Source organism: Stutzerimonas stutzeri (assembly GCF_024448715.1).
GTDB lineage: Bacteria > Pseudomonadota > Gammaproteobacteria > Pseudomonadales > Pseudomonadaceae > Stutzerimonas > Stutzerimonas stutzeri_AR.
Genome location: NZ_JAMOHZ010000004.1, coordinates 445,633 through 471,232, shown reverse-complemented (window position 1 = coordinate 471,232; position 25,600 = coordinate 445,633). Strand labels below are relative to the sequence as shown.

Here is a 25,600-nt window from a genome sequence, read left to right as displayed (position 1 = left end):
ATCCGAACTATCCTTCAGTTCAGGCCATCCAAACAGGTGAAGCCGTTTTCGGCCACCGGGCCTCAGGTTTCGACCATCAGGTGTTCGGGGGAACTCCACAGGCCGATGTCGGCCAGTACCTGAATGCCTGATGACAACACCGGCTCCGAGCATCGTCCGAGGTGAAGTCAATGAGCATTTTCAGCCATTTCCAGCAACGATTCGAAGCAACCCGCCAAGAAGAGTATTCGCTTCAGGAATACCTCGACCTGTGCAAGGAAGACCGGGGTACCTACGCCACCGCCGCTGAGCGCCTGCTGATGGCCATAGGCGAGCCACAACTGGTCGACACCTCGACCGACCCGCGATTGTCGCGGATTTTTTCCAATAAGGTTATCCGCCGTTATCCCGCCTTCGAAGATTTTCACGGCATGGAAGACTGCATCGACCAGATCGTCTCTTATTTTCGCCATGCCGCGCAGGGGCTGGAAGAGAAGAAGCAGATCCTGTATCTCCTCGGTCCGGTGGGCGGCGGCAAGTCATCGCTGGCCGAAAAGCTCAAGCAACTGATCGAGAAAGTCCCCTTCTATGCCATCAAGGGCTCGCCGGTATTCGAATCGCCACTGGGCCTATTCAACCCGGCGGAGGACGCGGAGATCCTCGAGGAGGATTACGGCATCCCACGCCGTTATCTCAATTCGATCATGTCTCCCTGGGCAACCAAGCGTCTGCAGGAGTTTGGCGGCGACATCAGCCAATTCCGCGTAGTCAAACTGTATCCCTCGATCCTCAACCAGATCGCCGTGGCCAAGACCGAACCTGGCGACGAGAACAACCAGGACATATCGGCGCTGGTGGGCAAGGTGGATATCCGCAAGCTAGAGGAATTCCCGCAGAACGACCCTGACGCGTACAGCTATTCGGGTGCATTGTGCCGCGCCAACCAGGGTCTGATGGAATTCGTCGAGATGTTCAAGGCACCGATCAAGGTGCTCCATCCTTTGCTGACCGCGACCCAGGAAGGCAATTACAACAGTACCGAAGGCCTCGGCGCGATTCCGTACAGCGGCATTCTGTTGGCCCACTCCAACGAATCGGAGTGGCATACCTTCCGAAACAACAAGAACAACGAGGCGTTCATCGACCGCATCTACATCGTCAAGGTGCCGTACTGCCTGCGCGTCACCGATGAGATCAAGATTTACGACAAGTTGCTGTTCAACAGTTCGCTGTCCCAAGCGCACTGCGCACCGGACACGTTAAAAATGCTGGCGCAGTTTTCCGTACTCAGCCGCTTGAAGGAGCCGGACAACTCCAATATCTATTCGAAAATGCGTGTTTACGACGGGGAGAATCTCAAGGACACCGATCCCAAAGCCAAGTCGATCCAGGAATACCGCGACACGGCGGGCGTCGATGAGGGTATGAATGGGCTTTCGACCCGCTTCGCCTTCAAGATCCTGTCCAAGGTCTTCAACTTCGATCCGCATGAGATCGCAGCCAACCCGGTCCACCTGCTTTACGTGCTGGAGCAGCAGATCGAGCAAGAGCAGTTCCCCGCCGAGGTACGCGAACGCTATCTGCGCTTCATCAAGGAATATCTGGCGCCGCGTTACGTCGACTTCATCGGCAAGGAAATTCAGACCGCCTATCTCGAGTCCTACAGCGAGTACGGCCAGAACATTTTCGACCGTTACGTGTTGTACGCAGACTTCTGGATTCAGGATCAGGAATATCGCGACCCGGAAACCGGCGAGATCCTCAATCGCGCCGCCCTCAACGAAGAATTGGAGAAAATCGAGAAGCCGGCCGGCATCAGCAACCCGAAGGATTTCCGCAACGAGATCGTCAATTTCGTGCTGCGTGCCCGCGCCAACAACAATGGCAAGAACCCTTCCTGGCTCAGCTACGAGAAGCTGCGCGTGGTGATCGAGAAGAAAATGTTCTCCAACACCGAAGACCTGCTGCCCGTTATCAGCTTCAACGCCAAGGCCAGCAAGGAAGATCAGAAGAAGCACAACGACTTCGTCGTACGGATGGTCGAACGCGGCTACACCGAAAAGCAGGTGCGCTTGCTTTCGGAATGGTATCTGCGGGTACGTAAATCGCAGTAACGCGGCCCTAAGCTACAGGCGCAAGCGGAGCAATTACCTGCCGCTTGTGGCCTGCGGCCTGCAGCGCCCGGAGGGCATTTATGAGTTACGTAATCGACCGCCGTTTGAATGGTAAGAACAAAAGCACGGTCAATCGCCAGCGCTTCCTGCAGCGATACCGTGGGCACATCAAGAAGGCTGTGGAGGACGCCGTGGGACGTCGCTCCATCACCGACATGGAGCACGGCGAGCAGATCAGCATTCCCGGCCGCGACATTGACGAGCCGATTCTGCACCACGGCCGTGGCGGCCAGCAGACCATCGTGCATCCGGGCAACAAGGAATTCGTCGCTGGCGAGCGCATCCCACGCCCGCAGGGAGGCGGTGGTGGCCAAGGTGCCGGAAAGGCCAGCAATACCGGCGAAGGCGTGGATGATTTCGTCTTCCAGATAACCCAGGAAGAATTTCTCGACTTCATGTTCGAAGACCTCGAACTGCCGAACCTGGTCAAGCGTCACCTCGCCGGTACCGACACCTTCAAAACGGTTCGCGCCGGCATCAGTAATGAGGGCAATCCCTCGCGGATCAACATCATCCGAACCCTGCGTTCGGCGCACGCACGCCGCATCGCTCTCTCAGGCAGCAGCCGCGCCAAGCTGCGGGAAGTGAAGGCAGAACTGGCACGCCTCAAGCTCGAGGAACCAGCCAATTTCAGCGATATCCAGGCCGCCGAGGAGGAAATCCAGCGGCTCAGCGCCCGCATCCATCGCGTCCCTTTTCTCGACACCTTCGATCTCAAGTACAACCTGCTGGTCAAGCATCCCAATCCAAGTTCCAAGGCAGTCATGTTCTGCCTGATGGATGTGTCCGGTTCCATGACCCAGGCAACCAAGGACATCGCCAAGCGCTTCTTTATCCTGCTGTATCTGTTCCTCAAGCGGAACTACGAAAAGATAGACGTGGTGTTCATCCGGCACCACACCAGCGCTAAAGAAGTCGACGAGGAAGAGTTCTTCTACTCACGCGAAACGGGCGGCACTATCGTTTCAAGTGCGTTGAAAATGATGCAGGAAATCATGGCCGATCGTTATCCGGCCAATGAGTGGAACATCTATGCCGCACAGGCGTCGGACGGCGACAACTGGAACGACGACTCACCAGTCTGCCGCGACATTCTGATCAACCAGATCATGCCGTTCGTCCAATACTTCACCTATGTCGAAATCACGCCGCGCGAGCATCAGGCACTGTGGTACGAATACAACCAGGTGGCCGAGGCCTTTGACGAATCGTTCGCCCAGCAACAGTTGGTGACGGCGGGAGACATCTATCCGGTGTTCCGCGAACTCTTCCAGCGGCGCATGGCTAGCTGAGGTATCCAGCATGAAACGACAGCCCATTTCCACCGGTTCGGAATGGACCTTCGAGCTGATCCGGACCTACGACCGCGAGATTGGCCGCATTGCCGAGCGCTACGCGTTGGATACCTACCCCAACCAGATCGAGGTAATCACGGCCGAGCAGATGATGGATGCCTATGCCTCGGTGGGCATGCCGCTCGGCTACCACCATTGGTCCTACGGCAAACATTTCCTCAGCACCGAAAAGTCCTACACCCGCGGCCAGATGGGCCTGGCCTACGAGATCGTGATCAATTCCGATCCCTGCATCGCCTATCTGATGGAAGAGAACACCATCACCATGCAGGCGCTGGTGATTGCCCATGCCAGCTACGGGCACAACAGTTTCTTCAAGGGCAACTACCTGTTCCGCACCTGGACCGATGCCAGCTCGATCATCGACTATCTGGTTTTTGCCAAGCAGTACATCATGCAGTGCGAGGAGCGCCACGGGATCAATGCCGTCGAGGATCTGCTGGACTCCTGCCACGCCTTGATGAACTACGGTGTCGATCGCTACAAACGGCCCTACCCCATCTCCGCCGAAGAGGAGCGGCGCCGGCAGAAGGATCGCGAAGAGCATCTGCAAAAGCAGATCAACGATCTCTGGCGGACCATACCCAAATTTGGCGAAAAGGATGACGAGCGTCAGCGGGATCAACGGTTCCCGGCCGAGCCGCAGGAAAATATTCTCTACTTCATCGAGAAGCACGCCCCGCTGCTAGAGCCCTGGCAACGCGAGGTGGTGCGCATCGTGCGCAAGATCGCGCAGTATTTCTATCCGCAGCGCCAGACCCAGGTAATGAATGAGGGTTGGGCCACGTTCTGGCACTACACGCTGATCAACGACCTCTACGACGAGGGGTTGGTAACCGACGGATTCATGTTCGAATTTTTTCAGTCTCACACCAGCGTCATTTATCAGCCCGGCTTCGACAGCCCGTACTACAGCGGCATCAACCCCTACACGCTGGGGTTCGCCATGTATCAGGATATTCGCCGGATCTGCGAGCACCCCACCGAAGAAGACAAGCGCTGGTTCCCGGACATTGCCGGCAGCGATTGGCTGACCACCGTTAAATTCGCCATGAACAACTTCAAGGACGAGAGTTTCATTTTGCAGTTCCTCTCGCCGAAAGTGATTCGCGACCTCAAGCTGTTCAGCATTCTCGACGATGACCGCAAGGATGAACTGCTGGTCCCGGCCATCCACGACGAGAGCGGCTACCACACCATTCGCGAATTGCTCGCGGCGCAGTACAACCTTGGTAATCGTGAGCCCAACGTGCAGGTCTGGAGCGTCGACCGCCGCGGTGATCGCTCGCTCACACTGCGCCACCAGCAACATGACCGCAAACCGCTGGGCGGCTCGACCGAAGAGGTACTCAAGCATTTGCACCGACTCTGGGGCTTCGACGTGCACCTACAATCGATGCAGGACGACAAGTTGGTCACTACCCACCACATGCCGCCCCGAATCGAGCCAGAAGCCGAAAGCAAATTCCCAGGCATGAATTTGCCAGCAATGCATTGAAGGCTGGAGCTTGCTGCTGCTACTCCGTCCAGCCTACAGCGCTCTTATCGGCTTCACCGCCTTTATCCTTTATCCTCCGCCCGAACGGAGGAAGACATGCAGATCTACAAAGTCGGCGGGGCAGTACGTGATCGGTTGCTGGGGCGGCCCGTGACCGAAGTGGATTGGGTCGTTGTGGGCTCCAGTGCAGAGGAAATGCAGGCCAAAGGTTTTCGCCCGGTGGGTGCGGATTTCCCGGTTTTCCTGCATCCGGCTTCCGGCGAGGAATATGCGCTCGCGCGCACCGAGCGCAAAAGCGGTCGCGGTTATGGCGGTTTCACCTTTTATGCCAGCCCTGACGTAACCCTGGAAGAAGACCTGATACGTCGCGACCTGACCATCAATGCCATGGCCGAGGATGAACAGGGCCACCTGATCGATCCCTATGACGGCCAGGCTGATCTCGCCGCGCGAAAGCTCAGGCATGTATCCCCCGCTTTCGCCGAGGACCCGTTAAGAGTGTTGCGCGTGGCCCGTTTTGCTGCGCGCTATGCCGAACTTGGCTTCAGCGTAGCGGAAGAGACTCAAGCTCTGATGCGCCAGCTCGCCGAGTCGGGTGAGTTGCAAGCGCTGACACCGGAACGCAGCTGGAAGGAGATTTCACGCGCGCTGATGGAACCTCGCCCCGATGTGTTCGTGAAGGTGCTGCGTGACTGCGGCGCATTAAGGGAGCTGTTCCCGGACATCAACGCCTTGTTCGACGCCCCGCAAGCGGACGCACATCAATCGAAAAAAACCGATACGGGCGGACATCTGCTCAGCGTGCTGCGCCGATGCGCGATCCACGAGCAACCGCTGGTCGTGCGCTGGGCGTGCCTACTGCACGATCTGGGTAAGGGTGAGGACGATACGCCGGACGATAAAGGATCGCAGCAAATCGCCCATGAAAAAAAAGACGTGCAGCTGATCGAGGCCGCCAATGCGCGTTACAAGGTGCCGCGTGATTGTCAGGAGCTCGCCATGCTGGTTGGCGAGTTTCACACCCTGGGCCATCGAGCAATCGAGCTAAGCGCCTCGACGCTTTTCGACCTGCTCCAGCACTTCGATATCTACCGCCGCCCCGAACGCTTCGAACATTTCATTGCCGCCTGTGAAATGGTCGCCCGAGGCTTCCCTGGTCATGAGAAGCGTGACTATCCCCAGGCCAGCTACCTGCGTGGCGCCGCAGAATCCGCACGCGCCGTACCGGTAAAACCATTGATAGAGCAAGGTTACAAAGGTGCAGAACTGGGCTACGCACTCAAACGCGACCGCCTGCAGGCGGTCCGGCTATATCAACAAACTCACCAGAGCACAGCCGACTAATCACAGGTGGGGGTAGTAGCGAAGCCGCCTATAGTACGTAAATGGGTGAAGCGGCAGAACACCGAAACTCCGGTCCCGCGCAGCCCGATCCGCTGCGTAACCTGTCAATGCGGTTGCAGAACCAACAGACTCGAAGCAACCGGACTACGACGCCGGATAGGATTGCATCAGAGCAGCCGGCGTCAATTCCGCGCCGTTCCACCGAAACGGCACAGGCCAGAGCTGTTGATTGATCGTCGAACCCTGCCACAAATCGGCGAAACTTCGCCCCGCGCTCGGATGCCGGACGTCGGGCGCCAGCAGCGCCAGCGGCCAAAGCACGAATGCGTTCTTCAGCGTTTCTGGACGAGGCAGCTCCAGCCCGTGGAAATTACCGACCAGATCGTCATACATCAGCACATCTATATCCAGCGGCAAACCCTTGCGCTCCGGTGCGTAACGGCCGTTGTCCGCCTCGATGAATTTCAGGCGGCGGTCCAACTCCATCAAGGGTAATTTCGTGAATCCGGCGACCACCAGATTGTAGAAGTTATCGCCCTTGTAACCCACTGCCAGGCTTTCAAAAACCGGCGAACAGCGCATGTCACCGAGCAGTTGCTCTAGTGCATCGAGACCGGCAACCAGATTCTGTTCGCGCCGGACGTTACTGCCGAGCCCAAGCAGTACGGGAATCAGCGGCATCCGCGTTCGATCTCCACGCCTAGAGCCGAAGCTCGGGTATTGACGCCCGGCTTGGTAACCCGCAGCCGTAGCCAGACGATGCCGAATTGGCTCATCAGATCCGCAGCCAGGCGTTCAGCGAAGGTTTCGACCAACTCGAAGCGTGATGACTGGGCGAAACGATCGATGGCAGCGGTCACCTCAGCATAGTCCAGGGCCTTGTCCAGCTCGTCGTTCACCGCGGCGGGACGAATATCCCAGCCCAGTGTCAGATCCAGACGCAGGCACTGCCGAATGCCGCGCTCCCAATCATAGGCGCCAATCAGCGTATCCACTTCCAGCCCTTCGATGAACACTGTATCCACGCAACTCTCTCCCACGACACGACAAGTTCAATGCTCGCCGTTAGACTCAGGAGCTCCCTGCCCCGGATGGATGCCATGTTCTGGCAATTGACACTGCTCGCTTATCTGATCGGTTCACTGTCATTCGCCATTCTACTCAGCCGCCTGGCCGGCGCGCCCGATCCGCGAGCCAGCGGCTCCGGCAATCCCGGCGCCACCAACATGCTGCGGCTGGCCGGCAAACGTCTGGCGATCTGCACGCTGTTCGGCGATCTGCTCAAGGGCTTACTACCGGTTCTGCTCGCCGAAGCGCTGGGCTTGGCGATTCAGCAGCAAGCCTGGATCGCCTTGGCAGCAGTGCTCGGCCATTTGTATCCGTTGTACTTCCGCTTTAGCGGCGGCAAGGGCGTTGCCACTGCAGCAGGCGCCCTGTTCGGCCTCTACCCTCCTGCCGCGCTGCTCGCACTGAGTATTTGGCTGCTGGTGTTCAAAATAACCCGCACCAGCTCACTTGCCGCGCTCGCCGCGTTGCCGCTCTGCCTACCGTTGCTGGCCTGGCAGCAACCCGGCGCGCTCTGGCCGATGACGTTGCTGGCGAGCCTGATCGTCTGGCGCCACCGCAGTAACCTTCGCGACCTGTTTGCCGGCAAGGAGCGACACTTCTGAACCGTAATCCGTTATATGGCGGCCAACTTTTCCATCGGCCAGCGCGCCTGAACGGAAATCTCCGGCCCTTCGTGCTGCCCGGCCAATAGCCGTTGACAGCCGGCGTAAGCGATCATCGCACCATTGTCTGTACAGAAACGCGGCCGCGCGTAGAACACCCGTCCTTTAAGCTCACCGAGCATTGCTTCCAGGCTCTGACGCAAAGACAGATTGGCGCTCACACCACCAGCAATCACCAAACTGTTAAGGCCGGTCTGTTTCAAGGCACGTCGGCATTTAATGGTCAGCGTCTCGACGACCGCCTGCTGGAAGGCCAGCGCGATATCGCAGCGGGTTTGCTCGCCATCATCGCCAGCGGCACGGCATTGTTGCCACGTCGTGAGCGTGGACGTCTTGAGTCCGCTAAAACTGAAATCCAGGCCCGGTCGATCGGTCATGGGCCGCGGGAATACGAAGCGACCTGGCGTGCCGCGTTCGGCGAGCAAGGCGATCTCTGGGCCGCCGGGATAACGCAGCCCCATCAGTTTTGCGGTCTTGTCGAATGCCTCACCGGCGGCATCGTCCACCGACTCGCCAAGAAGCTCGTAGCGCCCAATGCCATCGACCCGCACCAACTGCGTATGCCCGCCGGACACCAGCAAAGCGACGAAGGGGAACGCCGGCGGCTGCTCTTCAAGCATTGGCGCCAGTAAATGGCCTTCCATATGATGCACGCCGATCGCCGGTACGCCCCAGGCAAAGGCCATCGCTTGCGCGCAGGAGGCCCCGACCAGCAAAGCGCCAACCAGGCCAGGGCCAGCGGTATAGGCAACTGCATTGATCTGGCTCGATTCGCGACCGGCTTCGGACAGCACCTGGCGGATCAGTGGCAGCATTCGTTTGACGTGGTCACGCGAGGCAAGCTCGGGCACCACACCGCCATAGACGCGATGCAGATCGATCTGACTGAACAGGGCGTCGGCCAACAGGCCGTGCTTGCTGTCGTACAGCGCGACGCCGGTCTCGTCGCATGAAGTTTCCAGCCCCAGCACCAGCATGGGTACGACCTTCCAGAGAAACAAATTAAGCCGTGCATATTAATCGCCGCGGCCGGCGACCGACCAGCGCTTTTCGATCAGGGGGCTTTGCATTCCATGCGGCAAGGCGTTAACATCCGCAACCCTTAAAACCAGCGTGCTCGCGATATTTGCCGAAGCGCGTTGTAACCGGTAAACAAGTGAAGGTACGTCCTGGATGCCCAACGTTAAAGTTAAAGAGAACGAACCATTCGACGTAGCTCTGCGTCGCTTCAAGCGTTCTTGCGAAAAAGCCGGTGTTCTGGCTGAAGTCCGCAGCCGTGAGTTCTACGAGAAGCCCACTGCAGAGCGCAAGCGTAAAGCTGCTGCCGCAGTCAAGCGTCACGCCAAGAAAGTGCAGCGCGAACAGCGCCGCAGCGTTCGCCTGTACTGATCCAGTACCGCTGAAGCTGCATCAAGCCCGGCCAATGCCGGGCTTTGCATTTGAAAAGGACTCCGCTTCGCCAGCTGGCGAATAGTCGGAGTTTTTTTCATTCCGGCCCGAACACTGCGAGCGTATTCTCATACCCCTATGGCCGGCCTGATCCCACAATCCTTCATTGATGACCTGCTGAACCGCTCCGACATTGTCGAAGTGGTGAGCTCGCGCATTCAGCTGAAAAAAGCCGGCAAGAATTACACCGCCTGCTGCCCGTTCCACAAAGAAAAGACCCCATCATTCAGCGTCAGTCCGGATAAACAGTTCTACTACTGCTTCGGCTGCGGTGCTGGGGGCAACGCGCTCGGCTTCGTCATGGATCACGATAGCCTGGAGTTTCCCCAGGCCGTCGAGGAGCTAGCCAAGCGCGCCGGCATGGAAGTCCCGCGCGAAGAAAGCGGAACGGGCCGCAAGCCACGCCAGCCGGTTGACTCGCCACTTTACCCACTGCTCGACGCTGCCGCTGAATATTACCGGCAGGCACTCAAAGGGCATCCGGCTCGCAAGGCCGCAGTGGAATACCTCAAGGGCCGCGGCCTATCTGGGATGATCGCCAGGGATTTCGGCCTCGGCTTCGCGCCACCCGGCTGGGACAACCTGATGAAACATCTGGGCGGCGACACATTGCAGCAGAAGGCAATGATCGACGCCGGCCTGCTGATTGAAAACGCCGAAACCGGAAGAAGCTACGATCGCTTTCGTGATCGCGTGATGTTTCCGATACGCGATAGCCGTGGGCGCGTCATTGCTTTTGGCGGACGAGTACTCGGCGATGACAAGCCGAAGTATTTGAATTCGCCGGAAACACCGATATTCCACAAAGGCCAGGAGCTGTACGGCCTTTACGAGGCACGCAAAGCCAACCGCGACCTGGACGAAATAATGGTCGTTGAAGGCTATATGGATGTCATCGCGCTGGCCCAGCAAGGCTTACGCAACGCCGTCGCCACCCTCGGCACCGCCACCAGCGACGAGCACCTCAAGCGACTGTTCCGCATCGTACCCAGCGTGCTGTTCTGTTTCGATGGCGACGCAGCTGGCCGCAAAGCCGCCTGGCGCGCCTTGGAGTCGGCGCTGCCCAACTTGCAAGATGGTCGCCGCGCACGCTTTCTGTTTCTGCCAGAAGGTGAAGATCCGGATAGTCTAGTGCGCGCCGAAGGCACCGATGCCTTCATGGCACGGATACAGCAACAGGCCCAGCCATTGGCCGACTACTTTTTCCAGCAACTCAGCGAAGAAGCCGACCCGCGCTCACTGGAAGGCAAAGCCCATCTGGCCACACTGGCGGCGCCGCTTATCGAAAAGATACCTGGCACCAACCTGCGCGCCCTGATGCGCCAACGCCTCGGTGAAATCACCGGCCTGCACAGCGATGCACTTCAAAATATGGCGGCCGCAGCGCCGAGCGTAGACCCGGAATACGACGACAACACTTACTACGACACAGGCTCCGGGCATGACGAGGGTGACTACTACGCACCGCAGGAATCCGCTCAACCGAAGCGCAACAGCAAGAAAGAATGGAAGAAAGACTGGAAAAAGCCGGGCCAGCGTCCAGACTTTAAATCACGAGTACCGAGAACACCTGCGTCAGTCGAGCCACCGGCACTGACCACGCTGCGAACGCTACTGCACCATCCAGAGCTTGCACAAAAGGTAGAAGATGCCAGTCATTTCGCAGCAGAAGACGACACCTATGCGCAACTACTCGTCGCACTCCTCGGCACGCTCCAGAAAAATCCAAAGCTGCGCAGCCTGCAACTGATCGCGCGCTGGCATGGAACCGACCAAGGGCGTCTTTTACGTGCTCTGGCAGAGAAAGAATGGCTGATATCGGCCGATAACCTTGAACAACAGTTTTTCGACACCATAACAAGCCTGGCCACCAGACAACGCGAGCGAAACCTCGAGACGTTGTTACGCAAAGCTCGCCAGGGCGAACTCAGCGCAGAGGAGAAAGATCAGCTGCGCAACCTGCTAAATCGAAACTCAGCACCCGCTATATCGACCTCAACTGGCGCGTGAGGTCCTTGCTCGGCTATAATGGTCAGCTTGTTTTCAACCCGCCAGAACCGTCAGTGGATAGGGTTATATGTCCGGAAAAGCGCAACAGCAGTCCCGTCTCAAAGAATTGATCCAGCGTGGCCGTGAGCAGGGTTACCTGACTTACGCCGAGGTCAATGACCACCTACCGGAGGATATTTCCGATCCGGAGCAGGTGGAAGACATCATTCGCATGATCAACGACATGGGCATCAATGTATTCGAGGTCGCCCCCGATGCAGATGCCCTGTTGCTGGCCGAAGCCGATACCGATGAAGCCGCCGCCGAAGAGGCCGCCGCAGCGCTTGCTGCTGTCGAAACCGACATTGGCCGCACCACCGACCCCGTGCGCATGTACATGCGCGAAATGGGCACCGTCGAACTGCTGACCCGCGAAGGCGAAATCGAAATCGCCAAGCGCATCGAGGAAGGCATTCGTGAAGTGATGAGCGCGATCGCCCACTTCCCGGGTACCGTGGACAGCATTCTCGCTGACTACGACCGCGTCACTAGTGAAGGCGGTCGCCTGTCCGACATTCTCAGCGGCTATATCGACCCTGATGATGACGGCGCCGCCGCCCCACAGGAAGTCGAACCCGTCACACCGCAAACAGCCGCGAAACCGGCCGATGACGGCAAGGACGACGAGGAAGAGGACGACTCCGATAGCGAAGAAGAGGAAGGCGATGGCGGTCCGGATCCGGAAGTCGCTCGCGTTCGCTTCGGCGCTGTTGCCGAGCAACTGGACGCCGCCAAGAAGGCCCTGAAGAAACACGGACGCGGAAGCCAGCAGGCGACCGAAGCGCTTCAGGAGCTGGCAACGCTGTTCATGCCGATCAAGCTCATCCCCAAACAGTACGATGCGTTGGTCGAGCGTGTACGCGGCGCACTGGGCCAGGTCCGCGCCCAGGAACGCGCCATCATGCAGATATGTGTGCGTGACGCACGCATGCCTCGTGCCGATTTCCTGCGCCAGTTTCCGAGCAACGAAACTGACCTGAGCTGGGCCGATCAGCTGGCCGGTGGCAAGAGCAAATATGCCGAAGCCATCGCCGCACGCAAGGATGACATCCAGCGCTGCCAGCAGCAGCTGCTCGCTCTGGAAGAAGAGTGCGTGCTGGCGATTGCCGACATCAAGGACATCAACCGCCGCATGTCCATCGGTGAAGCCAAGGCTCGCCGGGCAAAGAAAGAGATGGTCGAGGCCAACTTGCGCCTGGTTATCTCCATCGCCAAGAAGTACACCAACCGCGGCCTGCAATTCCTCGATCTGATTCAGGAAGGCAACATCGGCCTGATGAAGGCGGTGGACAAGTTCGAATATCGCCGCGGCTACAAGTTCTCGACTTATGCCACATGGTGGATTCGTCAGGCGATCACTCGCTCCATCGCTGACCAGGCGCGGACCATCCGCATCCCGGTACATATGATCGAGACGATCAACAAGCTCAACCGCATCTCTCGTCAGATGCTGCAGGAAATGGGTCGCGAACCCACGCCTGAAGAGCTGGGCGAGCGCATGGAAATGCCTGAGGACAAGATCCGCAAGGTATTGAAGATCGCCAAAGAGCCGATCTCCATGGAGACCCCGATTGGTGATGACGAAGACTCGCACCTGGGTGACTTCATCGAAGACTCCGCCATGCAATCGCCGATCGACGTGGCGACTGTGGAGAGCCTCAAGGAAGCCACTCGCGAAGTCCTCTCCGGCCTCACCGCACGGGAAGCCAAGGTACTGCGCATGCGCTTCGGCATCGACATGAATACCGACCACACCCTCGAGGAAGTCGGCAAGCAGTTCGACGTCACCCGCGAGCGGATCCGTCAGATCGAAGCCAAGGCGCTGCGTAAGCTGCGCCACCCGACGAGAAGCGAGCATCTGCGCTCCTTCCTCGACGAATAAACCAGAACCCCCGGCCAACACCGGGGGTTTTGCTTTATAAGGCCAGGCAAAACAACACTGTACGGCCAGCTTCTCTTGGCGCACGCGCTACACCACCGGTATAATCCGCCGGCCTCTGAGGGCCTATAGCTCAGTTGGTTAGAGCAGAGGACTCATAATCCTTTGGTCCACGGTTCGAGTCCGTGTGGGCCCACCATCTTTAAAGCCGCGCACTGCGCGGCTTTTTCCCCTGCCTCACCGTTAATGCACTCTTTCCGAGAAATGCTGGAGTTGCGCTCGGCACCAAGCGCGCCATTACCCCAGCGCTTGTCATGCTTTATTGATTGCTACCTTGATATACAGGCACCCGCCTCCACTTAATCAGCACGCTACCGTGGAGACTGTCATGACTGCCCTCGTCATTCCCTGTGCGCACTGCGCTGGGCTCAATCGTATCCCCGCCGATCGACTAGCTGACGGACCTCGCTGCGGCCGTTGTAAATCGGCTGTATTGATCGGCGCTCCCTTCGAGCTAAGCCAGGCGAGTTTTGCCAATCAGGTCAAAGGCGACCTGCCCCTGTTGGTGGATGTGTGGGCGAGCTGGTGCGGGCCGTGCCGGAGTTTCGCTCCAATCTTCGAACAGGCCGCGGCTCAACTAAAGGGGCGCTGTCGGTTGGCCAAGCTGGACAGCGAAGCCAACCCACAACTGTCGACGCAACTTGGCATTCGATCGATACCGAGCCTGATCCTGTTCAAGAATGGCCGCGAGGTTGCTTGCCAAAGCGGTGCACTGCCTTTGCCTCAGCTGCTGGCATGGCTCAAGCAGCAGGGCGTTTAACCGCAGATCGTTTGCTCTCTAAGCTTGGGGAGCGAGCGCTCTCCTCGTAAAAATAAGCACCGCCCAAAAAAGGAAGTCGTAGACATCTGCACTACGTCCCAGTTCCATCCAGAACAGCAACCTCTTATCCGGATATTTCAAGCAACGTTTGCCTCAGCCTGATCGCGATTGGATAATGCCCGGACTTTCACGGCGAATTTTCCGATAGCCGCTGTACACGGACGTCGACACGCCAATAACAAGGCTCGCAGACGAGCTGGTGAGTTCTAGCGTGATTCAATTCGATATCGATCAATGGCGGGCCTGGGCACCAGGTCTGGCGAGCGCTGATGACTGGGCGATTTGGGCCCGGCATCCGCATAGGCTCGACAGCAGCGAGGGGCAGCCTGACGTTGCCTTTCTGCCGGCCATGCAGCGTCGTCGTTTGAGCCGTCTGGCACGTATGGCATTCGCCGTGGCCACGCCACTGGCTGCAGGTCTGCCGCCGATGCCGTTGGTCTTTGCCTCGCGTCACGGCGATACATCGCGCACCTTTGCCATCCTCAACGACCTCGCGCGCGAAGAGGCGCTATCGCCGACCCAGTTCAGCCTCTCGGTGCACAACGCGGTTATCGGACTTTGGTCGATCCTGCAGAACGACACCAGTGAGATGACCGCGCTCGCGGCAGAAGGCGATGGGCTGGAGCACGCCGTGCTGGAAGCCGCCCTGCTGATCGCCGAAGGCGCACCTGCCGTACTGGTCGTGGTGACCGAAGACCAACCACCCGCTGCCTATAAGCCGTGGATCAGCGACGTTAGTTTTCCTTACGCCGTGGCGCTGCTGCTCAAGCCTGGCCGCGGCTGGCAGCTGAGCCTCGAAGCCGCTGGCGAAGAAGCCATCTCGACACAATGGCCCCACGCGCTGGAACTCATCCGCGCGCTGCTCAACGGCCAGTCCCGCTGCCAACATCAATGGAAGAGGCGCCGATGGAACTGGCAGCAGACGCACTGAATAGCCGTCCCAACGCCCCCTGGCTGTGGCGCCTGATTGCTACGGGGCTGTCCTTCGCGCTGTTCGGGCTCGGTGGGCTTTGCCTGCGACTGATCGTGTTCCCCCTGCTCGCCTTGTTGCCAGGTGATGCCGCCATACACCGCCGACGTGCGCGTCAGACTGTGAGCCGGCTGTTCTGGCTGTTCGTCCAGTTCATGTACCGCAGCGGCGTGTTGACCTACGAGGTCGAGGGTGCCGAGCGCCTGGGTCGGCCCGGACAATTGGTGATCGCCAACCATCCTTCGCTAATCGACGTAGTCGTGCTGATCGCGCTGATCCGCGACGCCAATTGCGTGGTCAAGCAAGGCCTGTGGGACAATCCGTTCACTCGCGGGCCGATCCGCGCGGCGCAGTACATCAGTAACAATGGCAGCGCCGAGATGCTCGACGAAGCCGCCGACGCACTGCAACAAGGCCAGACGCTGATCATCTTCCCCGAAGGTACTCGCACCACACCCGGCCAGGCGCCACAGTTTCACCGCGGTGCCGCCGCCATCGCCTTGCGCGGAGCGCGTCTGGTCACGCCGGTAGTTATCAGCGTGACTCCAACCACCTTGACCAAGGCCGAGCCCTGGTACCGCATTCCAGCACGACGTTTTCATTTTCATCTGCGGGTCGGCGAGGATATCGACCCGCAGGTGTTCGCCGCACGGGGAGCGGCGCCCATTGCGTCACGGCGACTCAACGATTATCTGCATCAACACTTTATAAAGGAGCTCGCACTCGATGAGCCAACTACAGCTTGAAATCAAGCAACTGATCATCGACGCCCTGGGTCTGGAAGACCTCGGACCGGACGATATCGCGGTTGATCAGCCACTCTTCGGTGAAGGGCTCGGGCTCGACTCGGTCGACGCCTTGGAATTGGGCCTGGCAATTCAAAAGCGTTTCGGCATCAAGATCGATGCCGACGCCAAGGACACCCGCAAGCATTTCGCCAGTGTCGACAGCCTGGCCGCCTACGTCCGCGCCAATCGCGCCGTCGCCTGAGGAGGAGCCCAACGTGAACAGCCGTAACGAGATCTTCCTGACTCTGCGCGATGCGCTGGTTGAACTGTTCGAGCTCGAACCCGAGCGCATCAGCCTGGAATCCAATCTGTATCAGGACCTGGAAATCGACAGCATTGACGCTGTGGATCTGATCGATCACATCAAGCGCCAGACCGGCAAAAAAATCGCCGCTGAAGAATTCAAATCCGTACGCACCGTGGGTGATGTGGTCGAGGCCGTGCACCGTCTGGTGAATCAAGAAACGGTCTGAGCCGGACATTAACGAACGAAGCCAGTCTCGCCCGGTTCGGTTTGCAAAGCGGGTGACGGCTGTGGCTGCGCAACCAAACGGGTCACCGGAACGTACGCGATGCAAGCTCCCGCTCAAACAGGCAAGGCAACTGCCGGCCGGCTGATTGGTTTTGGCCTGGTACTGGTCGGCCTCGCCTATCCATTCGCGGTGTACTTGGGCAAGGAGCACCTGTCGCCGCGATTGTTCGCACTGCTGCTCGGCGCGCTCTGGCTGGCACGAATACTGAGCGGCAAACAGACCCCGCTGACCCGTGCGATGGCTACCGCGGCCTTGTTGTTCTGCTTGCTGCTGGGATTGGCTGACAGCAATGCGCTGCTGCTGTGGTATCCGGTGCTGATCAATCTAGCGCTGCTCGGTCTGTTCGCCGGCAGTCTTTATTCCGGCATGCCAGTCATCGAGCGCCTGGCACGCTTGAGCGAACCCGAGCTGCCGCCCGCCGCCGTCCGATATACGCGCCAAGTGACTTGGCTGTGGGTGGCATTCTTCATAATTAACGCCAGCATTGCCACAGGCCTCGCGCTCTGGGGGCCGCTTAGCTGGTGGACCTTGTACACCGGGCTGATCGCGTATCTGCTGATGGGTCTACTGTTCGCCGGAGAATGGCTGGTGCGCCAGCGGGTCAGGAACGCTAAATGAACTGGATTGCCCTGGAGCATCTGCTCGATCAGGCCCCGAACAACCGCACGGTAGCGCTCCAACCTACGCTCCAGCATGCCGAGCTGCGCGAGCAGGCGTTGCGTCTGGCGGGTGGTTTACGTGACCGCGGCGTTCGCCGGATCGCGGTTCATCTGGAGGATGCCGCCGAGCTGGCCATCGCCCTGCTGGGCGCCTGGCGCGCCGGCGTAACCGTGCTGCTACCGGCGGATCTGCAGCCGGCCAATCGTGCGCGTCTTGAGGATCAAGTCGAGCTCTGGCTAACGGACCAGAACGGCGACGTCGGGCTCGCCGATCTTTTTGCCGAACCGCTCGCCGGCGCACCGCTGGATCTCGATCAATGCCAGCTGCTGCTCTGCACTTCCGGCTCCAGCGGCGAGCCCAAACTGATCGAAAAACGCCTGCGACAGCTGGCCAATGAAGTGACGACGCTCGAGGAATGCTGGGGCGCCGATCTCGGTAGCGCCTGCATCATCGGCAGCGTCGCAGCGCAGCACATCTATGGGCTGCTGTTCCGCGTGCTTTGGCCGCTCTGTGCCGGGCGCATCTTTCTACGCAGGGCGCTGCCCTTCCCCGAAGATCTGCAGTTGGCCAGCCGTGAGCAGGCTAGCTTCTGCTGGGTGGCCAGCCCGGCATTGCTCAAACGTATGGGTGACAACCTCGATTGGCCGGGATTGCGCAGCGTGCGCCGGGTATTTTCTTCCGGCGGCCCGCTCGACGCCGACGCAGCGGTGCGGCTGCAACAGCGCCTCGGCCAGGCCCCAACGGAAATCTATGGCAGCTCGGAAACCGGCGGTATCGCCTGGCGTCAGGGCGGCAGACTGTGGCAACCCTTCGCCGCCGTCCAACTGAGCCAGGACGAGCAGGGCGCACTGCAGGTGGCTTCGCCCTGCCTGCCGGAGGGGCATATCGAACAGACCGCCGACGCCGCCCGCATCGAGGCTGATGGCCGCTTCGAACTGCTCGGCCGCCTGGATCGCATCGTCAAGCTGGAAGAAAAACGCATCTCGCTGCCGATGCTGGAAAGCGCACTGGCCAACCATCCTTACGTCAACGAAGCGCGGCTCGGAGTGATCAGTGACAACCGTGCCTACCTCGGGGCGCTGGTCGCGCTCAGCGGCGCCGGTCTGCATGCGTTACGCAATAGCGGCCGGCGTGCATTGACCGAGGCACTGCGCGCACATCTAACGGCGCATTGCGAGGCACTGGCGTTGCCGCGGCGCTGGCGCCTGGTCCGACAGCTCCCGTACAACGCGCAGGGCAAACTGCCGCAAGCGCAACTCGATGCGCTATTACAGGCGCCCCGTACGAAGCAGCCGGAGCGCCTGAGCGCAAGCCAGAGCGATGAGCATTGGCAGTTGGAACTAGGCATTCCGCCGGACCTGGCGCATTTCACCGGGCACTTTCCGCAGACGCCGGTCTTGCCTGGCGTCGTACAGATCGATTGGGCCATGGCCCTGGCCCGCGAGCTGATCGAGGATCTTCCGCCGCGCTTCCAAGGCATGGAAGTGCTCAAGTTCCAGCAACTGGCCCGTCCCGGCGACCAGTTGCAGCTCACCCTTCGCTTCGATCGTGAGCGCGGCAAACTGCATTTCGCCTATCGCAACGGTGAAGCGCCCTGCTCGTCCGGGCGCATTCTGCTGGGAGATCCCGCATGACCACTCTCACTCCGGCCGCGCCGGTCATCAACGAGCCGCGCGAGGCGGTTCTAAACCAACAGTTGGCGCTGGCCATCGACGACGACTGGTTCAAGCCCTGCGTCGTCGTGCCGGTCTACAACCACGAGCGCAGCCTTCCCTCCGTGGTCCAGGCATTGCTCGCCGAAGACCTGCCTTGCGTCCTGGTTGATGACGCGTCTAGCCCTGTCGCCGCCGCGGTTATCGACGAACTGGCGCAACATCCATCGGTACACCTGGTGCGGCACCGCCATAACCAAGGAAAGGGGGCCGCGGTCGCCAACGGCCTGCGCGAAGCGTCTCGCCTGGGCTTCAGCCATGCACTGCAGATCGACGCCGATGGTCAGCACGACCTTGGCTGTCTGTCGCTGTTTCTCGACCGTGCCAGCCAAGCGCCCGATGCGCTGATCTGCGGTTATCCGCAGTACGATTCGAGCGTTCCCAAAGGCCGCCTTTATGCGCGTTATCTGACCCATGTGTGGGTCTGGATCAACACGCTCTCGCTGTCGATTCGCGATTCGATGTGCGGCTTTCGCGTCTACCCGCTACAGCCGACGCTAGCGCTGCTGGACTCGACCGAGCTGGGCAAACGGATGGATTTCGACACCGAAATTCTGGTGCGTCTGCATTGGCGCGAGCAGCCGATGGTATGGCTGCCGACCCGCGTTCACTATCCGGTGGATGGCGTTTCCCATTTCCGCCTGTGGCGCGACAACCTGTTGATCTCCTCCATGCATGCGCGGCTGTTTGGCGGAATGCTCCTGCGTGCCCCCAAACTACTTTGGCGCCGGTGGCTCGGATGAAGGAACACACCGCACCCAGTTCGCATTGGGCCGGGCGTCGCGAGCGCGGCAGCTTTGCGCTGATGAAACTTACAGCGCAGGCCGTGCGTGTGCTTGGCCGGCGTGCGATGACGCCGCTGCTGTATGTGATCGTTCTGTATTTCTATCTGTTCGGCCGCAGCGCCAGACAGAGCGCCTGGGACTATCAACGCAACCTCGCCAGCTGGAGCGGCCGGCGCGAGCTGGCGCCCAGCGCGCGGTCGGTCTATCGCCAGTTCATGGCCTTCGCCGACGCCCTACTGGACAAGCTCGACGCCTGGGGCGGCCGCCTCGATCTGGATCGACTGGTATTACACGACAACGACAATCTGCACGCCGTTCTACAGGCGCCGCGTGGCCAGCTGCTGGTCGGCTCTCACCTGGGCAATCTGGAAATCTGCCGGGCCCTGGCGGAGATGGGCCGCCGGGTGACCATGAATGTGCTGGTCCACACCCGCCACGCCGAGCGCTTCAATCGTCTGCTGGACGAATCCGGCGCGAACAATCTGCGCCTGATCCAAGTCAGCGAACTGGACCCGGCAACCATGCTTATGTTGTCCCAGCGCTTGGACGCAGGCGAATGGCTGGCCATCGCCGGCGATCGCGTACCGCTGCATGGCGGGCGAATCGCCAACGCTGATTTCCTCGGCCAGCCGGCAGCCTTTCCGCAGGGCCCATGGTTGCTGGCCGGCCTGCTGCAGTGCCCGGCCAACCTGCTGTTTTGCCTGAAACAAGGCGAACGTTTTCACGTCTATCTAGAGCCGTTCGCCGAGCGCATCCAGTGGCGGCGCAGCGAGCGCGACGTGGTGATACAGCAGTGGATACAACGTTACGCCGATCGCCTGGCGGCGCGCTGTCTGGACGCACCGATGCAATGGTTCAATTTCTACCCTTTCTGGAATACCCATGAACAACGCCGCAACTGAGCCCGTAATCTTTGGCGAAAACCACCTACGCATCGAGCATGTGCTGACCGTCGCCCAAGGCCGTGCGGCCGCTCGACTGCAAAATGACAGCGCCTTCCGCGAGCGCATCGCTCGCGGCGCGCAGTTTCTCGACACGCTGCTGGATCGCGAAGGCGTGATTTACGGCGTGACCACCGGCTATGGCGATTCCTGCGTGGTGGCGGTGCCGCTGCATCAAGTCGAGGCGCTGCCACAGCACCTGTTCACCTTTCATGGCTGCGGCCTCGGCAAGCTGCTCGACGCCGAAGCGACCCGAGCGGTATTAGCCGCCCGCTTACGCTCGCTGACCCATGGCATGTCGGGCGTGCGCATCGAACTGCTCGATCGTATGCAGGCTTTTCTTGAGCACGACATTCTCCCGCTGATTCCAGAGGAAGGTTCGGTGGGCGCCAGCGGGGACCTGACTCCGCTTTCATATGTAGCCGCGGCGCTGGCGGGGGAGCGCGAAGTCATCTTCCGCGGGGAGCGTCGCAGCTCCGCCGAAGTACATCGTCAGCTCGGCTGGACACCGCTGACGCTACGGCCCAAGGAAGCCTTGGCACTGATGAACGGCACCGCAGTAATGACCGGGCTGGCCTGCCTGGCCTTTGCTCGCGCCGATTACTTGCTGAAACTCGCCACCCGCATCACCGCGCTCAACGTGGTTGCGCTGGAAGGCAATCCCGAACATTTCGACGAGCGCCTGTTCGCCGCCAAGCCGCATCCCGGTCAGATGCAGGTCGCCGCCTGGATTCGCCAGGACCTGGCCATCGAGGCACCAACCGCACCGTTGCACCGCCTGCAGGACCGTTACTCGCTGCGCTGTGCGCCACACGTTCTCGGCGTGCTCGCTGATAGCCTGGGCCTGCTGCGCCAGTTCATCGAGACCGAACTCAACAGCGCCAACGACAACCCGATCATCGACGCGGAAAACGAGCGCGTACTGCACGGCGGGCATTTCTACGGCGGCCATATCGCCTTCGCCATGGACAGCCTGAAGAACCTCGTCGCCAACATCGCCGACCTGCTCGACCGCCAGCTCGCGCTGCTGGTCGATACGCGCTACAACCACGGCCTGCCGAGCAATCTATCCGGCGCACCGGCTGCCACGGCGATGATCAACCACGGCTTCAAGGCCGTGCAGATCGGCACCAGCGCCTGGGCCGCCGAGGCGTTGAAAAACAGCATGCCGGCCAGCGTTTTCTCCCGCTCCACCGAATGTCACAACCAGGACAAAGTGAGCATGGGTACCATTGCCGCGCGCGATGCGCTGCGCAGCCTGGAACTGACTGAACAGGTCGCGGCCGCCACGCTGATAGCGGCCAACCAGGGCGTCTGGCTGCGCCAGCGGAGCGAGGGCGCACGCCCGTTGCCGACTCCGTTACAAGCGATGCACGTTGAACTAGGCGAGGATTTCCCGCCGCTGATCGAGGATCGCGCATTGGAGAGCGAGCTGCGCCTGTGTTTGCAACGCATCCGCGCGCAACACTGGGGGCTTTATGCGTAAGGGGGGCGTTCTGCAGGCAGAAGTCGAGGTGCAGGTGCCGTTCTTCGACGTCGACTCCATGGATGTGGTCTGGCACGGCCATTACGTGAAGTACTTCGAGGTGGCACGTTGCGCCCTGCTCGATCACATCGGCCACAACTACACTCAGATGCGCGACGCCGGCTATGCCTGGCCGATCATCGACGTCCAACTGCGCTATATGCGGGGCGCGCGTTTCAATCAGCGTATCGTCGTCCGTGCCGATCTGGTCGAATGGGAGAACCGACTGAAGATCAACTATTTGATCAGCGACGCCGACTCGGGTGAGCGCATGACCCGCGGCAGCACCGTGCAGGTGGCCGTGGAGATCGCCAGTCGCGAAATGCTGCTGGCGTCGCCCAAGGTATTCGTCGAAGCCGTCGAGCGGGCACTATCGTGATGCGGCTGCTCGACCGTCCCGTCGGACACATCCTGTTGGTACTGAGCCTCCTGCTAATGGCAGGCAACGCCCACGCCTTTGATCTGGCGCAACTCAGTCGTCAATTGAACGAGCCTGCCGTGGTCCGCGGCAATTTCATCCAGGAAAAGTACCTGCGCGCGCTGCCCTTGCCGCTTACCAGCCGCGGCACTTTCGTGCTGGCTCGTGATCGCGGCCTGCTGTGGTTCCTGCAGGAGCCGTTGCAGCAGGATTATCGAATCAGCGACTCGGGCATCGCCCGGCGCGGACCCAGCGGCTGGCAAAAAACCGACCAACAGGGCGCCGCCGCTCGCCAGAACGACTTGTTCCTCGCCGTACTGCAAGGCGACACAACCGCATTGCAGCGCGATTTCGAGCTGGAACTGAGCGGAACAGCGGAGGCCTGGCAGCTGATGCTGACACCACGCTCGCATTTGCTTGGGCAGATATTCAGCGCCATTCTCATTCGCGGCGGCGCAACGGTCGAGCGAATCGAACTTCTCGAAACCCAGAACGACAGCACCGTGCTGCTACTGAACGACAACCAGATCGACGATCAGTTGAGCCCCACCGAACTTCATGACTTCGCCGACTGACAAAGCGCTCAGGCTGCCGTCCTGGCTTTCCTCGCTGTTTCTTCTGGCACTTCTCGGGCTGGTGGGGCTGACCGCCTGGCAATGGCGCAACGGCTCGCCGGTCAGCGCCAACCTGCTGCAGCTATTGCCCAGCGGCACTCCGGGCGCACTGGAGCAACTCGCCGAGCAGCGTATGCAGGAGCCGCTGAACCGCGACCTGATGCTGCTGATTCACCACAGCGATGAAGAAGTGGCCGTTGGGCTGGCCGAAGAGATTGCCGACAGCCTCCGCGCCAGCGGGCTGTTCGCGCAGGTTCGCCGCTCGGTGCAGGCCGACTTGCCAGCGGTGCGTCAGCAGCTACTGGACCAACGACTGGCGCTGCTCGGGCCGGTGAGCCGCGAAGCCTTAATCGCATCGCCGGAAGACTTCGTTCAACACCGACTGCAACGCCTGTACAACCCGTTCGACAGTGCTGGCATCGTGCCGATTGAACAGGACTGGTTCGGCCTCGCCGATCTGGCGCAACGGCAGCTGCCGCAACCGGGCAATATCCATCCGCGCCTCGATGGCATGCTGATCGCTGAACATGGCGGGCAGCGCTGGGCGGTCATCCATGCGCAAACCCATGGCGATGCGTTCGAAGATCGCCTGCCCATGCTGGTGGAGGATCAGGTCAGCGACGCCCGCCGTCGCGTCGAGGCAAATCAGGGCGAGCTGCTGACCGCGGGCGGGTTGCTGCATGCCGCTTATGGGCAGCGACAGGCGCGCGAGGAGGCCAGCCTGATCGGCAGCATTTCGCTGGTAGCGACGCTCGCCTTGTTGCATGCACTGTTTCGTACACCGCGCGTCCTGCTGGTTGCGCTACCGGTCCTGGTCGGCGCGCTCAGCGGTGCCGCCGCCTGCATCGCACTGTTCGGCCAGATCCATGTGCTGACACTGGTGCTCGGCGCCAGCCTGGTCGGCGTCAGTATCGATTTCCCGCTGCACTATCTGTCCAAGAGCTGGACCTTGCAGCCGTGGCAGAGCTACCGGGCGTTGCGCCTGACGCTTCCAGGACTGGCGCTGGCATTGGCGACCAACGTCATCGGCTATCTGGCCATGGCGTTCACCCCGTTCCCGGCGCTGAGCCAGGTGGCGGTGTTTTCCGCCGCGGGCCTGCTCGGCGCCTTCGCCTGCGCCACGTGTTTGTTGCCATCGCTGCTGACCGCGCCGCTGCAGCCATGGCCCGCCCCACTGGGTTGGGCCGGGCACTGTTTGACGCTGCGCAATGCCTTGCTTCGCCGGCTCTCCACGCCGTGGCTGCTCGCCGGATTTGTGCTGTTCTGTATTGCCGGCGTCAGCCAAGTTTCCTTCAAGGACGATTTGCGCCAGTGGGTCAGCCGTGCGCCAGTGCTCCAGCAGCAGGCCGAACGCATCGGCGAAATCACCGGCTTCGAACCGACCAGCCAGTATTTTCTGGTCCGCGCGGCGAATCCCGATGAGCTGCTGACGCGGCAGGAAGCGCTCGGCGTTCGCCTCGATGCGCTGGTTGCGGAGCAGAAACTTCACGGTTATCTGGCGCTGAGCCAACTGGTCGCACCAACGTCGGCTCAGGAAAGCCTACATCTCGTGCTGCCGCACTTGCTGGAAGCCAGTCAGCCCCTACTGGAGCTTGGCGTGACGCCCGAAATGCTCGACGCGGAGGTAGCCGGCCTTCTGGCACAACCTCCGACGACCCTGACAGATGTGCTTGCCGGGCCGCTGGCAGAGCCATGGCGGCCGTTGTGGTTGGGCGTCCAAAATGATGGCTCGGTCGCTGGGTTGGTGAGTCTGCAAGGGCTTCGCGACAGCGCGGCGCTTCACGGCCTGGCCACCGATATCGATGGTGTCAGTCTGATTGACCGGCTGGCCGAACTGAACCGCCTGTTTGCCGATACCCAAGTCCAGGCCGCCCTCCTCAAACTGCTGGCCGCCGCGTTGATTCTCGCTTTGCTGTGCCTACCGTTCGGCTGGCGTGGTGCCCTGCGCTGCATTTCTGTGCCGCTGCTGTCGGCCCTCGGGAGCTTGGCCTGCCTGGGCTGGCTGGGTCAGCCGCTGACCCTGTTCGGTCTGTTCGGCTTGCTGCTAGTCAGCGCAATCGGTGTCGATTACGCCATCCTCATGCGCGAGCGAATTGGCGGCGCCGCCGTGAGTTTGGTCGGGACCTTGTTGGCGGCCGTCACTACTTGGTTGTCCTTCGGCCTCCTGGCCTTGTCGAGTACACCGGCGGTGAGCAACTTCGGCCTGGCGGTAGGACTCGGTCTGGTGTTCGCCTTCGCCCTGGCGCCGTGGGCCGCCGAACCGGACCAGGAAGATGCATGCTGAGCTCGAAGCAAGCGGCCGCGCTGTTTGCACGGA

General features: G+C 60.5%; 24 protein-coding genes and 1 tRNA gene. 22 read left to right on the top strand and 3 right to left on the bottom strand.

Features of this window, described 5'->3' with window-relative positions; translation table 11 throughout:
* The first annotated feature begins 170 nt into the window (after positions 1-170).
* From NAV33_RS11755 to NAV33_RS11740, 4 genes are all read left to right on the top strand, one after another.
* Positions 171-2,093 (top strand): PrkA family serine protein kinase, encoded by a 1,923-nt coding sequence (locus NAV33_RS11755; RefSeq protein WP_255980146.1) that lies wholly within the window; start codon positions 171-173, stop codon positions 2,091-2,093.
* Between the two features lie 80 nt (positions 2,094-2,173).
* Complete coding sequence (locus NAV33_RS11750; protein WP_255980144.1) at positions 2,174-3,445, top strand: YeaH/YhbH family protein; 1,272 nt, start codon at positions 2,174-2,176, stop codon at positions 3,443-3,445.
* A gap of 10 nt (positions 3,446-3,455) precedes the next feature.
* Entirely contained in the window at positions 3,456-5,006 is a 1,551-nt protein-coding gene (locus NAV33_RS11745; protein ID WP_255980142.1) for a SpoVR family protein, read from the top strand.
* A 96-nt stretch (positions 5,007-5,102) separates the two neighbouring features.
* On the top strand, positions 5,103-6,350 hold the full coding sequence (locus NAV33_RS11740) for a multifunctional CCA addition/repair protein (RefSeq protein ID WP_255980140.1): 1,248 nt from the start codon (positions 5,103-5,105) through the stop codon (positions 6,348-6,350).
* A gap of 144 nt (positions 6,351-6,494) precedes the next feature.
* Here NAV33_RS11740 and folK read toward each other — a convergent pair whose 3' ends face one another.
* Both folK and folB read right to left on the bottom strand, forming a co-directional pair.
* Entirely contained in the window at positions 6,495-7,031 is a 537-nt protein-coding gene (gene folK, locus NAV33_RS11735; RefSeq protein WP_255980138.1) for a 2-amino-4-hydroxy-6-hydroxymethyldihydropteridine diphosphokinase, read from the bottom strand.
* Positions 7,022-7,375, bottom strand: coding sequence for a dihydroneopterin aldolase (folB, locus tag NAV33_RS11730; protein ID WP_255980136.1), 354 nt, complete (start codon positions 7,373-7,375; stop codon positions 7,022-7,024). Before folB ends, folK begins: the two co-directional genes overlap by 10 nt.
* A gap of 75 nt (positions 7,376-7,450) precedes the next feature.
* Between folB and plsY the strand changes: the two genes are divergently transcribed.
* On the top strand, positions 7,451-8,020 hold the full coding sequence (gene plsY, locus NAV33_RS11725; RefSeq protein WP_255980134.1) for a glycerol-3-phosphate 1-O-acyltransferase PlsY: 570 nt from the start codon (positions 7,451-7,453) through the stop codon (positions 8,018-8,020).
* Positions 8,021-8,031: 11 nt separating this feature from the next.
* Here the strand turns inward: plsY and tsaD are convergent, their stop codons facing one another.
* Positions 8,032-9,057 (bottom strand): tRNA (adenosine(37)-N6)-threonylcarbamoyltransferase complex transferase subunit TsaD, encoded by a 1,026-nt coding sequence (gene tsaD, locus NAV33_RS11720; protein WP_255980132.1) that lies wholly within the window; start codon positions 9,055-9,057, stop codon positions 8,032-8,034.
* A gap of 196 nt (positions 9,058-9,253) precedes the next feature.
* Here tsaD and rpsU point away from each other — a divergent pair, with 196 nt between their 5' ends.
* The 17 genes from rpsU to NAV33_RS11635 all read left to right on the top strand — a co-directional run bounded on the left by rpsU (position 9,254) and on the right by NAV33_RS11635 (position 25,567).
* Complete coding sequence (rpsU, locus tag NAV33_RS11715; RefSeq protein ID WP_003283508.1) at positions 9,254-9,469, top strand: 30S ribosomal protein S21; 216 nt, start codon at positions 9,254-9,256, stop codon at positions 9,467-9,469.
* Positions 9,470-9,607: 138 nt separating this feature from the next.
* Positions 9,608-11,539, top strand: a complete 1,932-nt coding sequence (gene dnaG / locus NAV33_RS11710) for a DNA primase (protein ID WP_255980130.1) — start codon at positions 9,608-9,610, stop codon at positions 11,537-11,539.
* A gap of 67 nt (positions 11,540-11,606) precedes the next feature.
* Positions 11,607-13,460: an RNA polymerase sigma factor RpoD gene (gene rpoD, locus NAV33_RS11705; RefSeq protein ID WP_255980128.1), complete on the top strand. Its 1,854-nt coding sequence runs from the start codon at positions 11,607-11,609 to the stop codon at positions 13,458-13,460.
* A 119-nt stretch (positions 13,461-13,579) separates the two neighbouring features.
* Positions 13,580-13,656: transfer RNA gene (locus NAV33_RS11700), tRNA-Ile, on the top strand.
* Positions 13,657-13,845: 189 nt separating this feature from the next.
* The gene (trxC, locus tag NAV33_RS11695; RefSeq protein ID WP_255980126.1) at positions 13,846-14,277 is read left to right on the top strand and encodes a thioredoxin TrxC; all 432 of its coding nucleotides are present in this window, start codon (positions 13,846-13,848) and stop codon (positions 14,275-14,277) included.
* A gap of 271 nt (positions 14,278-14,548) precedes the next feature.
* Positions 14,549-15,268: a beta-ketoacyl synthase chain length factor gene (locus NAV33_RS11690; protein ID WP_255980124.1), complete on the top strand. Its 720-nt coding sequence runs from the start codon at positions 14,549-14,551 to the stop codon at positions 15,266-15,268.
* Positions 15,244-16,053 carry a lysophospholipid acyltransferase family protein gene (locus tag NAV33_RS11685; RefSeq protein WP_255980122.1) on the top strand — a complete coding sequence of 270 codons (810 nt, stop codon included), beginning with the start codon at positions 15,244-15,246 and terminating at the stop codon, positions 16,051-16,053. Before NAV33_RS11690 ends, NAV33_RS11685 begins: the two co-directional genes overlap by 25 nt.
* The gene (locus NAV33_RS11680) at positions 16,034-16,297 is read left to right on the top strand and encodes a phosphopantetheine-binding protein (protein WP_255980120.1); all 264 of its coding nucleotides are present in this window, start codon (positions 16,034-16,036) and stop codon (positions 16,295-16,297) included. The genes NAV33_RS11685 and NAV33_RS11680 overlap by 20 nt, the downstream gene beginning before the upstream one ends.
* A gap of 13 nt (positions 16,298-16,310) precedes the next feature.
* Complete coding sequence (locus tag NAV33_RS11675) at positions 16,311-16,568, top strand: acyl carrier protein (protein ID WP_255980118.1); 258 nt, start codon at positions 16,311-16,313, stop codon at positions 16,566-16,568.
* Between the two features lie 99 nt (positions 16,569-16,667).
* Entirely contained in the window at positions 16,668-17,246 is a 579-nt protein-coding gene (locus tag NAV33_RS11670) for a hypothetical protein (RefSeq protein ID WP_255980116.1), read from the top strand.
* Positions 17,243-18,922, top strand: a complete 1,680-nt coding sequence (locus NAV33_RS11665) for an acyl-CoA synthetase family protein (RefSeq protein ID WP_255980114.1) — start codon at positions 17,243-17,245, stop codon at positions 18,920-18,922. The genes NAV33_RS11670 and NAV33_RS11665 overlap by 4 nt, the downstream gene beginning before the upstream one ends.
* Positions 18,919-19,743: a glycosyltransferase family 2 protein gene (locus NAV33_RS11660; RefSeq protein ID WP_255980112.1), complete on the top strand. Its 825-nt coding sequence runs from the start codon at positions 18,919-18,921 to the stop codon at positions 19,741-19,743. Before NAV33_RS11665 ends, NAV33_RS11660 begins: the two co-directional genes overlap by 4 nt.
* Positions 19,740-20,687 (top strand): glycosyl transferase, encoded by a 948-nt coding sequence (locus NAV33_RS11655; protein ID WP_255980110.1) that lies wholly within the window; start codon positions 19,740-19,742, stop codon positions 20,685-20,687. The genes NAV33_RS11660 and NAV33_RS11655 overlap by 4 nt, the downstream gene beginning before the upstream one ends.
* A complete protein-coding gene (locus NAV33_RS11650; RefSeq protein ID WP_255980108.1) occupies positions 20,668-22,212 on the top strand; it encodes an HAL/PAL/TAL family ammonia-lyase in 1,545 nt (514 codons plus the stop codon). Before NAV33_RS11655 ends, NAV33_RS11650 begins: the two co-directional genes overlap by 20 nt.
* Entirely contained in the window at positions 22,205-22,630 is a 426-nt protein-coding gene (locus NAV33_RS11645) for an acyl-CoA thioesterase (RefSeq protein ID WP_255980106.1), read from the top strand. Before NAV33_RS11650 ends, NAV33_RS11645 begins: the two co-directional genes overlap by 8 nt.
* Complete coding sequence (locus NAV33_RS11640) at positions 22,630-23,244, top strand: outer membrane lipoprotein carrier protein LolA (RefSeq protein WP_255980104.1); 615 nt, start codon at positions 22,630-22,632, stop codon at positions 23,242-23,244. Before NAV33_RS11645 ends, NAV33_RS11640 begins: the two co-directional genes overlap by 1 nt.
* Entirely contained in the window at positions 23,228-25,567 is a 2,340-nt protein-coding gene (locus NAV33_RS11635) for an MMPL family transporter (protein ID WP_255980102.1), read from the top strand. Before NAV33_RS11640 ends, NAV33_RS11635 begins: the two co-directional genes overlap by 17 nt.
* The last annotated feature ends 33 nt before the right edge of the window (positions 25,568-25,600 follow it).

Excerpts from the sequence above, each read along its gene's own strand:
- NAV33_RS11750 (WP_255980144.1), top strand. The coding sequence starts at position 2,174 with ATGAGTTACGTAATCGACCGCCGTTTGAATGGTAAGAACAAAAGCACG.
- rpsU (WP_003283508.1), top strand. The coding sequence starts at position 9,254 with ATGCCCAACGTTAAAGTTAAAGAGAACGAACCATTCGACGTAGCTCTG.
- NAV33_RS11660 (WP_255980112.1), top strand. The coding sequence starts at position 18,919 with ATGACCACTCTCACTCCGGCCGCGCCGGTCATCAACGAGCCGCGCGAG.
- NAV33_RS11635 (WP_255980102.1), top strand. The coding sequence starts at position 23,228 with ATGACTTCGCCGACTGACAAAGCGCTCAGGCTGCCGTCCTGGCTTTCC.
- plsY (WP_255980134.1), top strand. The coding sequence starts at position 7,451 with ATGTTCTGGCAATTGACACTGCTCGCTTATCTGATCGGTTCACTGTCA.
- NAV33_RS11650 (WP_255980108.1), top strand. The coding sequence starts at position 20,668 with ATGAACAACGCCGCAACTGAGCCCGTAATCTTTGGCGAAAACCACCTA.
- NAV33_RS11740 (WP_255980140.1), top strand. The coding sequence starts at position 5,103 with ATGCAGATCTACAAAGTCGGCGGGGCAGTACGTGATCGGTTGCTGGGG.
- tsaD (WP_255980132.1), bottom strand. The coding sequence starts at position 9,057 with ATGCTGGTGCTGGGGCTGGAAACTTCATGCGACGAGACCGGCGTCGCG.
- NAV33_RS11640 (WP_255980104.1), top strand. The coding sequence starts at position 22,630 with ATGCGGCTGCTCGACCGTCCCGTCGGACACATCCTGTTGGTACTGAGC.
- NAV33_RS11645 (WP_255980106.1), top strand. The coding sequence starts at position 22,205 with ATGCGTAAGGGGGGCGTTCTGCAGGCAGAAGTCGAGGTGCAGGTGCCG.
- NAV33_RS11745 (WP_255980142.1), top strand. The coding sequence starts at position 3,456 with ATGAAACGACAGCCCATTTCCACCGGTTCGGAATGGACCTTCGAGCTG.
- NAV33_RS11680 (WP_255980120.1), top strand. The coding sequence starts at position 16,034 with ATGAGCCAACTACAGCTTGAAATCAAGCAACTGATCATCGACGCCCTG.
- trxC (WP_255980126.1), top strand. The coding sequence starts at position 13,846 with ATGACTGCCCTCGTCATTCCCTGTGCGCACTGCGCTGGGCTCAATCGT.
- NAV33_RS11655 (WP_255980110.1), top strand. The coding sequence starts at position 19,740 with ATGAAGGAACACACCGCACCCAGTTCGCATTGGGCCGGGCGTCGCGAG.
- NAV33_RS11665 (WP_255980114.1), top strand. The coding sequence starts at position 17,243 with ATGAACTGGATTGCCCTGGAGCATCTGCTCGATCAGGCCCCGAACAAC.
- rpoD (WP_255980128.1), top strand. The coding sequence starts at position 11,607 with ATGTCCGGAAAAGCGCAACAGCAGTCCCGTCTCAAAGAATTGATCCAG.
- folK (WP_255980138.1), bottom strand. The coding sequence starts at position 7,031 with ATGCCGCTGATTCCCGTACTGCTTGGGCTCGGCAGTAACGTCCGGCGC.
- NAV33_RS11685 (WP_255980122.1), top strand. The coding sequence starts at position 15,244 with ATGGAACTGGCAGCAGACGCACTGAATAGCCGTCCCAACGCCCCCTGG.
- NAV33_RS11670 (WP_255980116.1), top strand. The coding sequence starts at position 16,668 with ATGCAAGCTCCCGCTCAAACAGGCAAGGCAACTGCCGGCCGGCTGATT.
- dnaG (WP_255980130.1), top strand. The coding sequence starts at position 9,608 with ATGGCCGGCCTGATCCCACAATCCTTCATTGATGACCTGCTGAACCGC.
- NAV33_RS11755 (WP_255980146.1), top strand. The coding sequence starts at position 171 with ATGAGCATTTTCAGCCATTTCCAGCAACGATTCGAAGCAACCCGCCAA.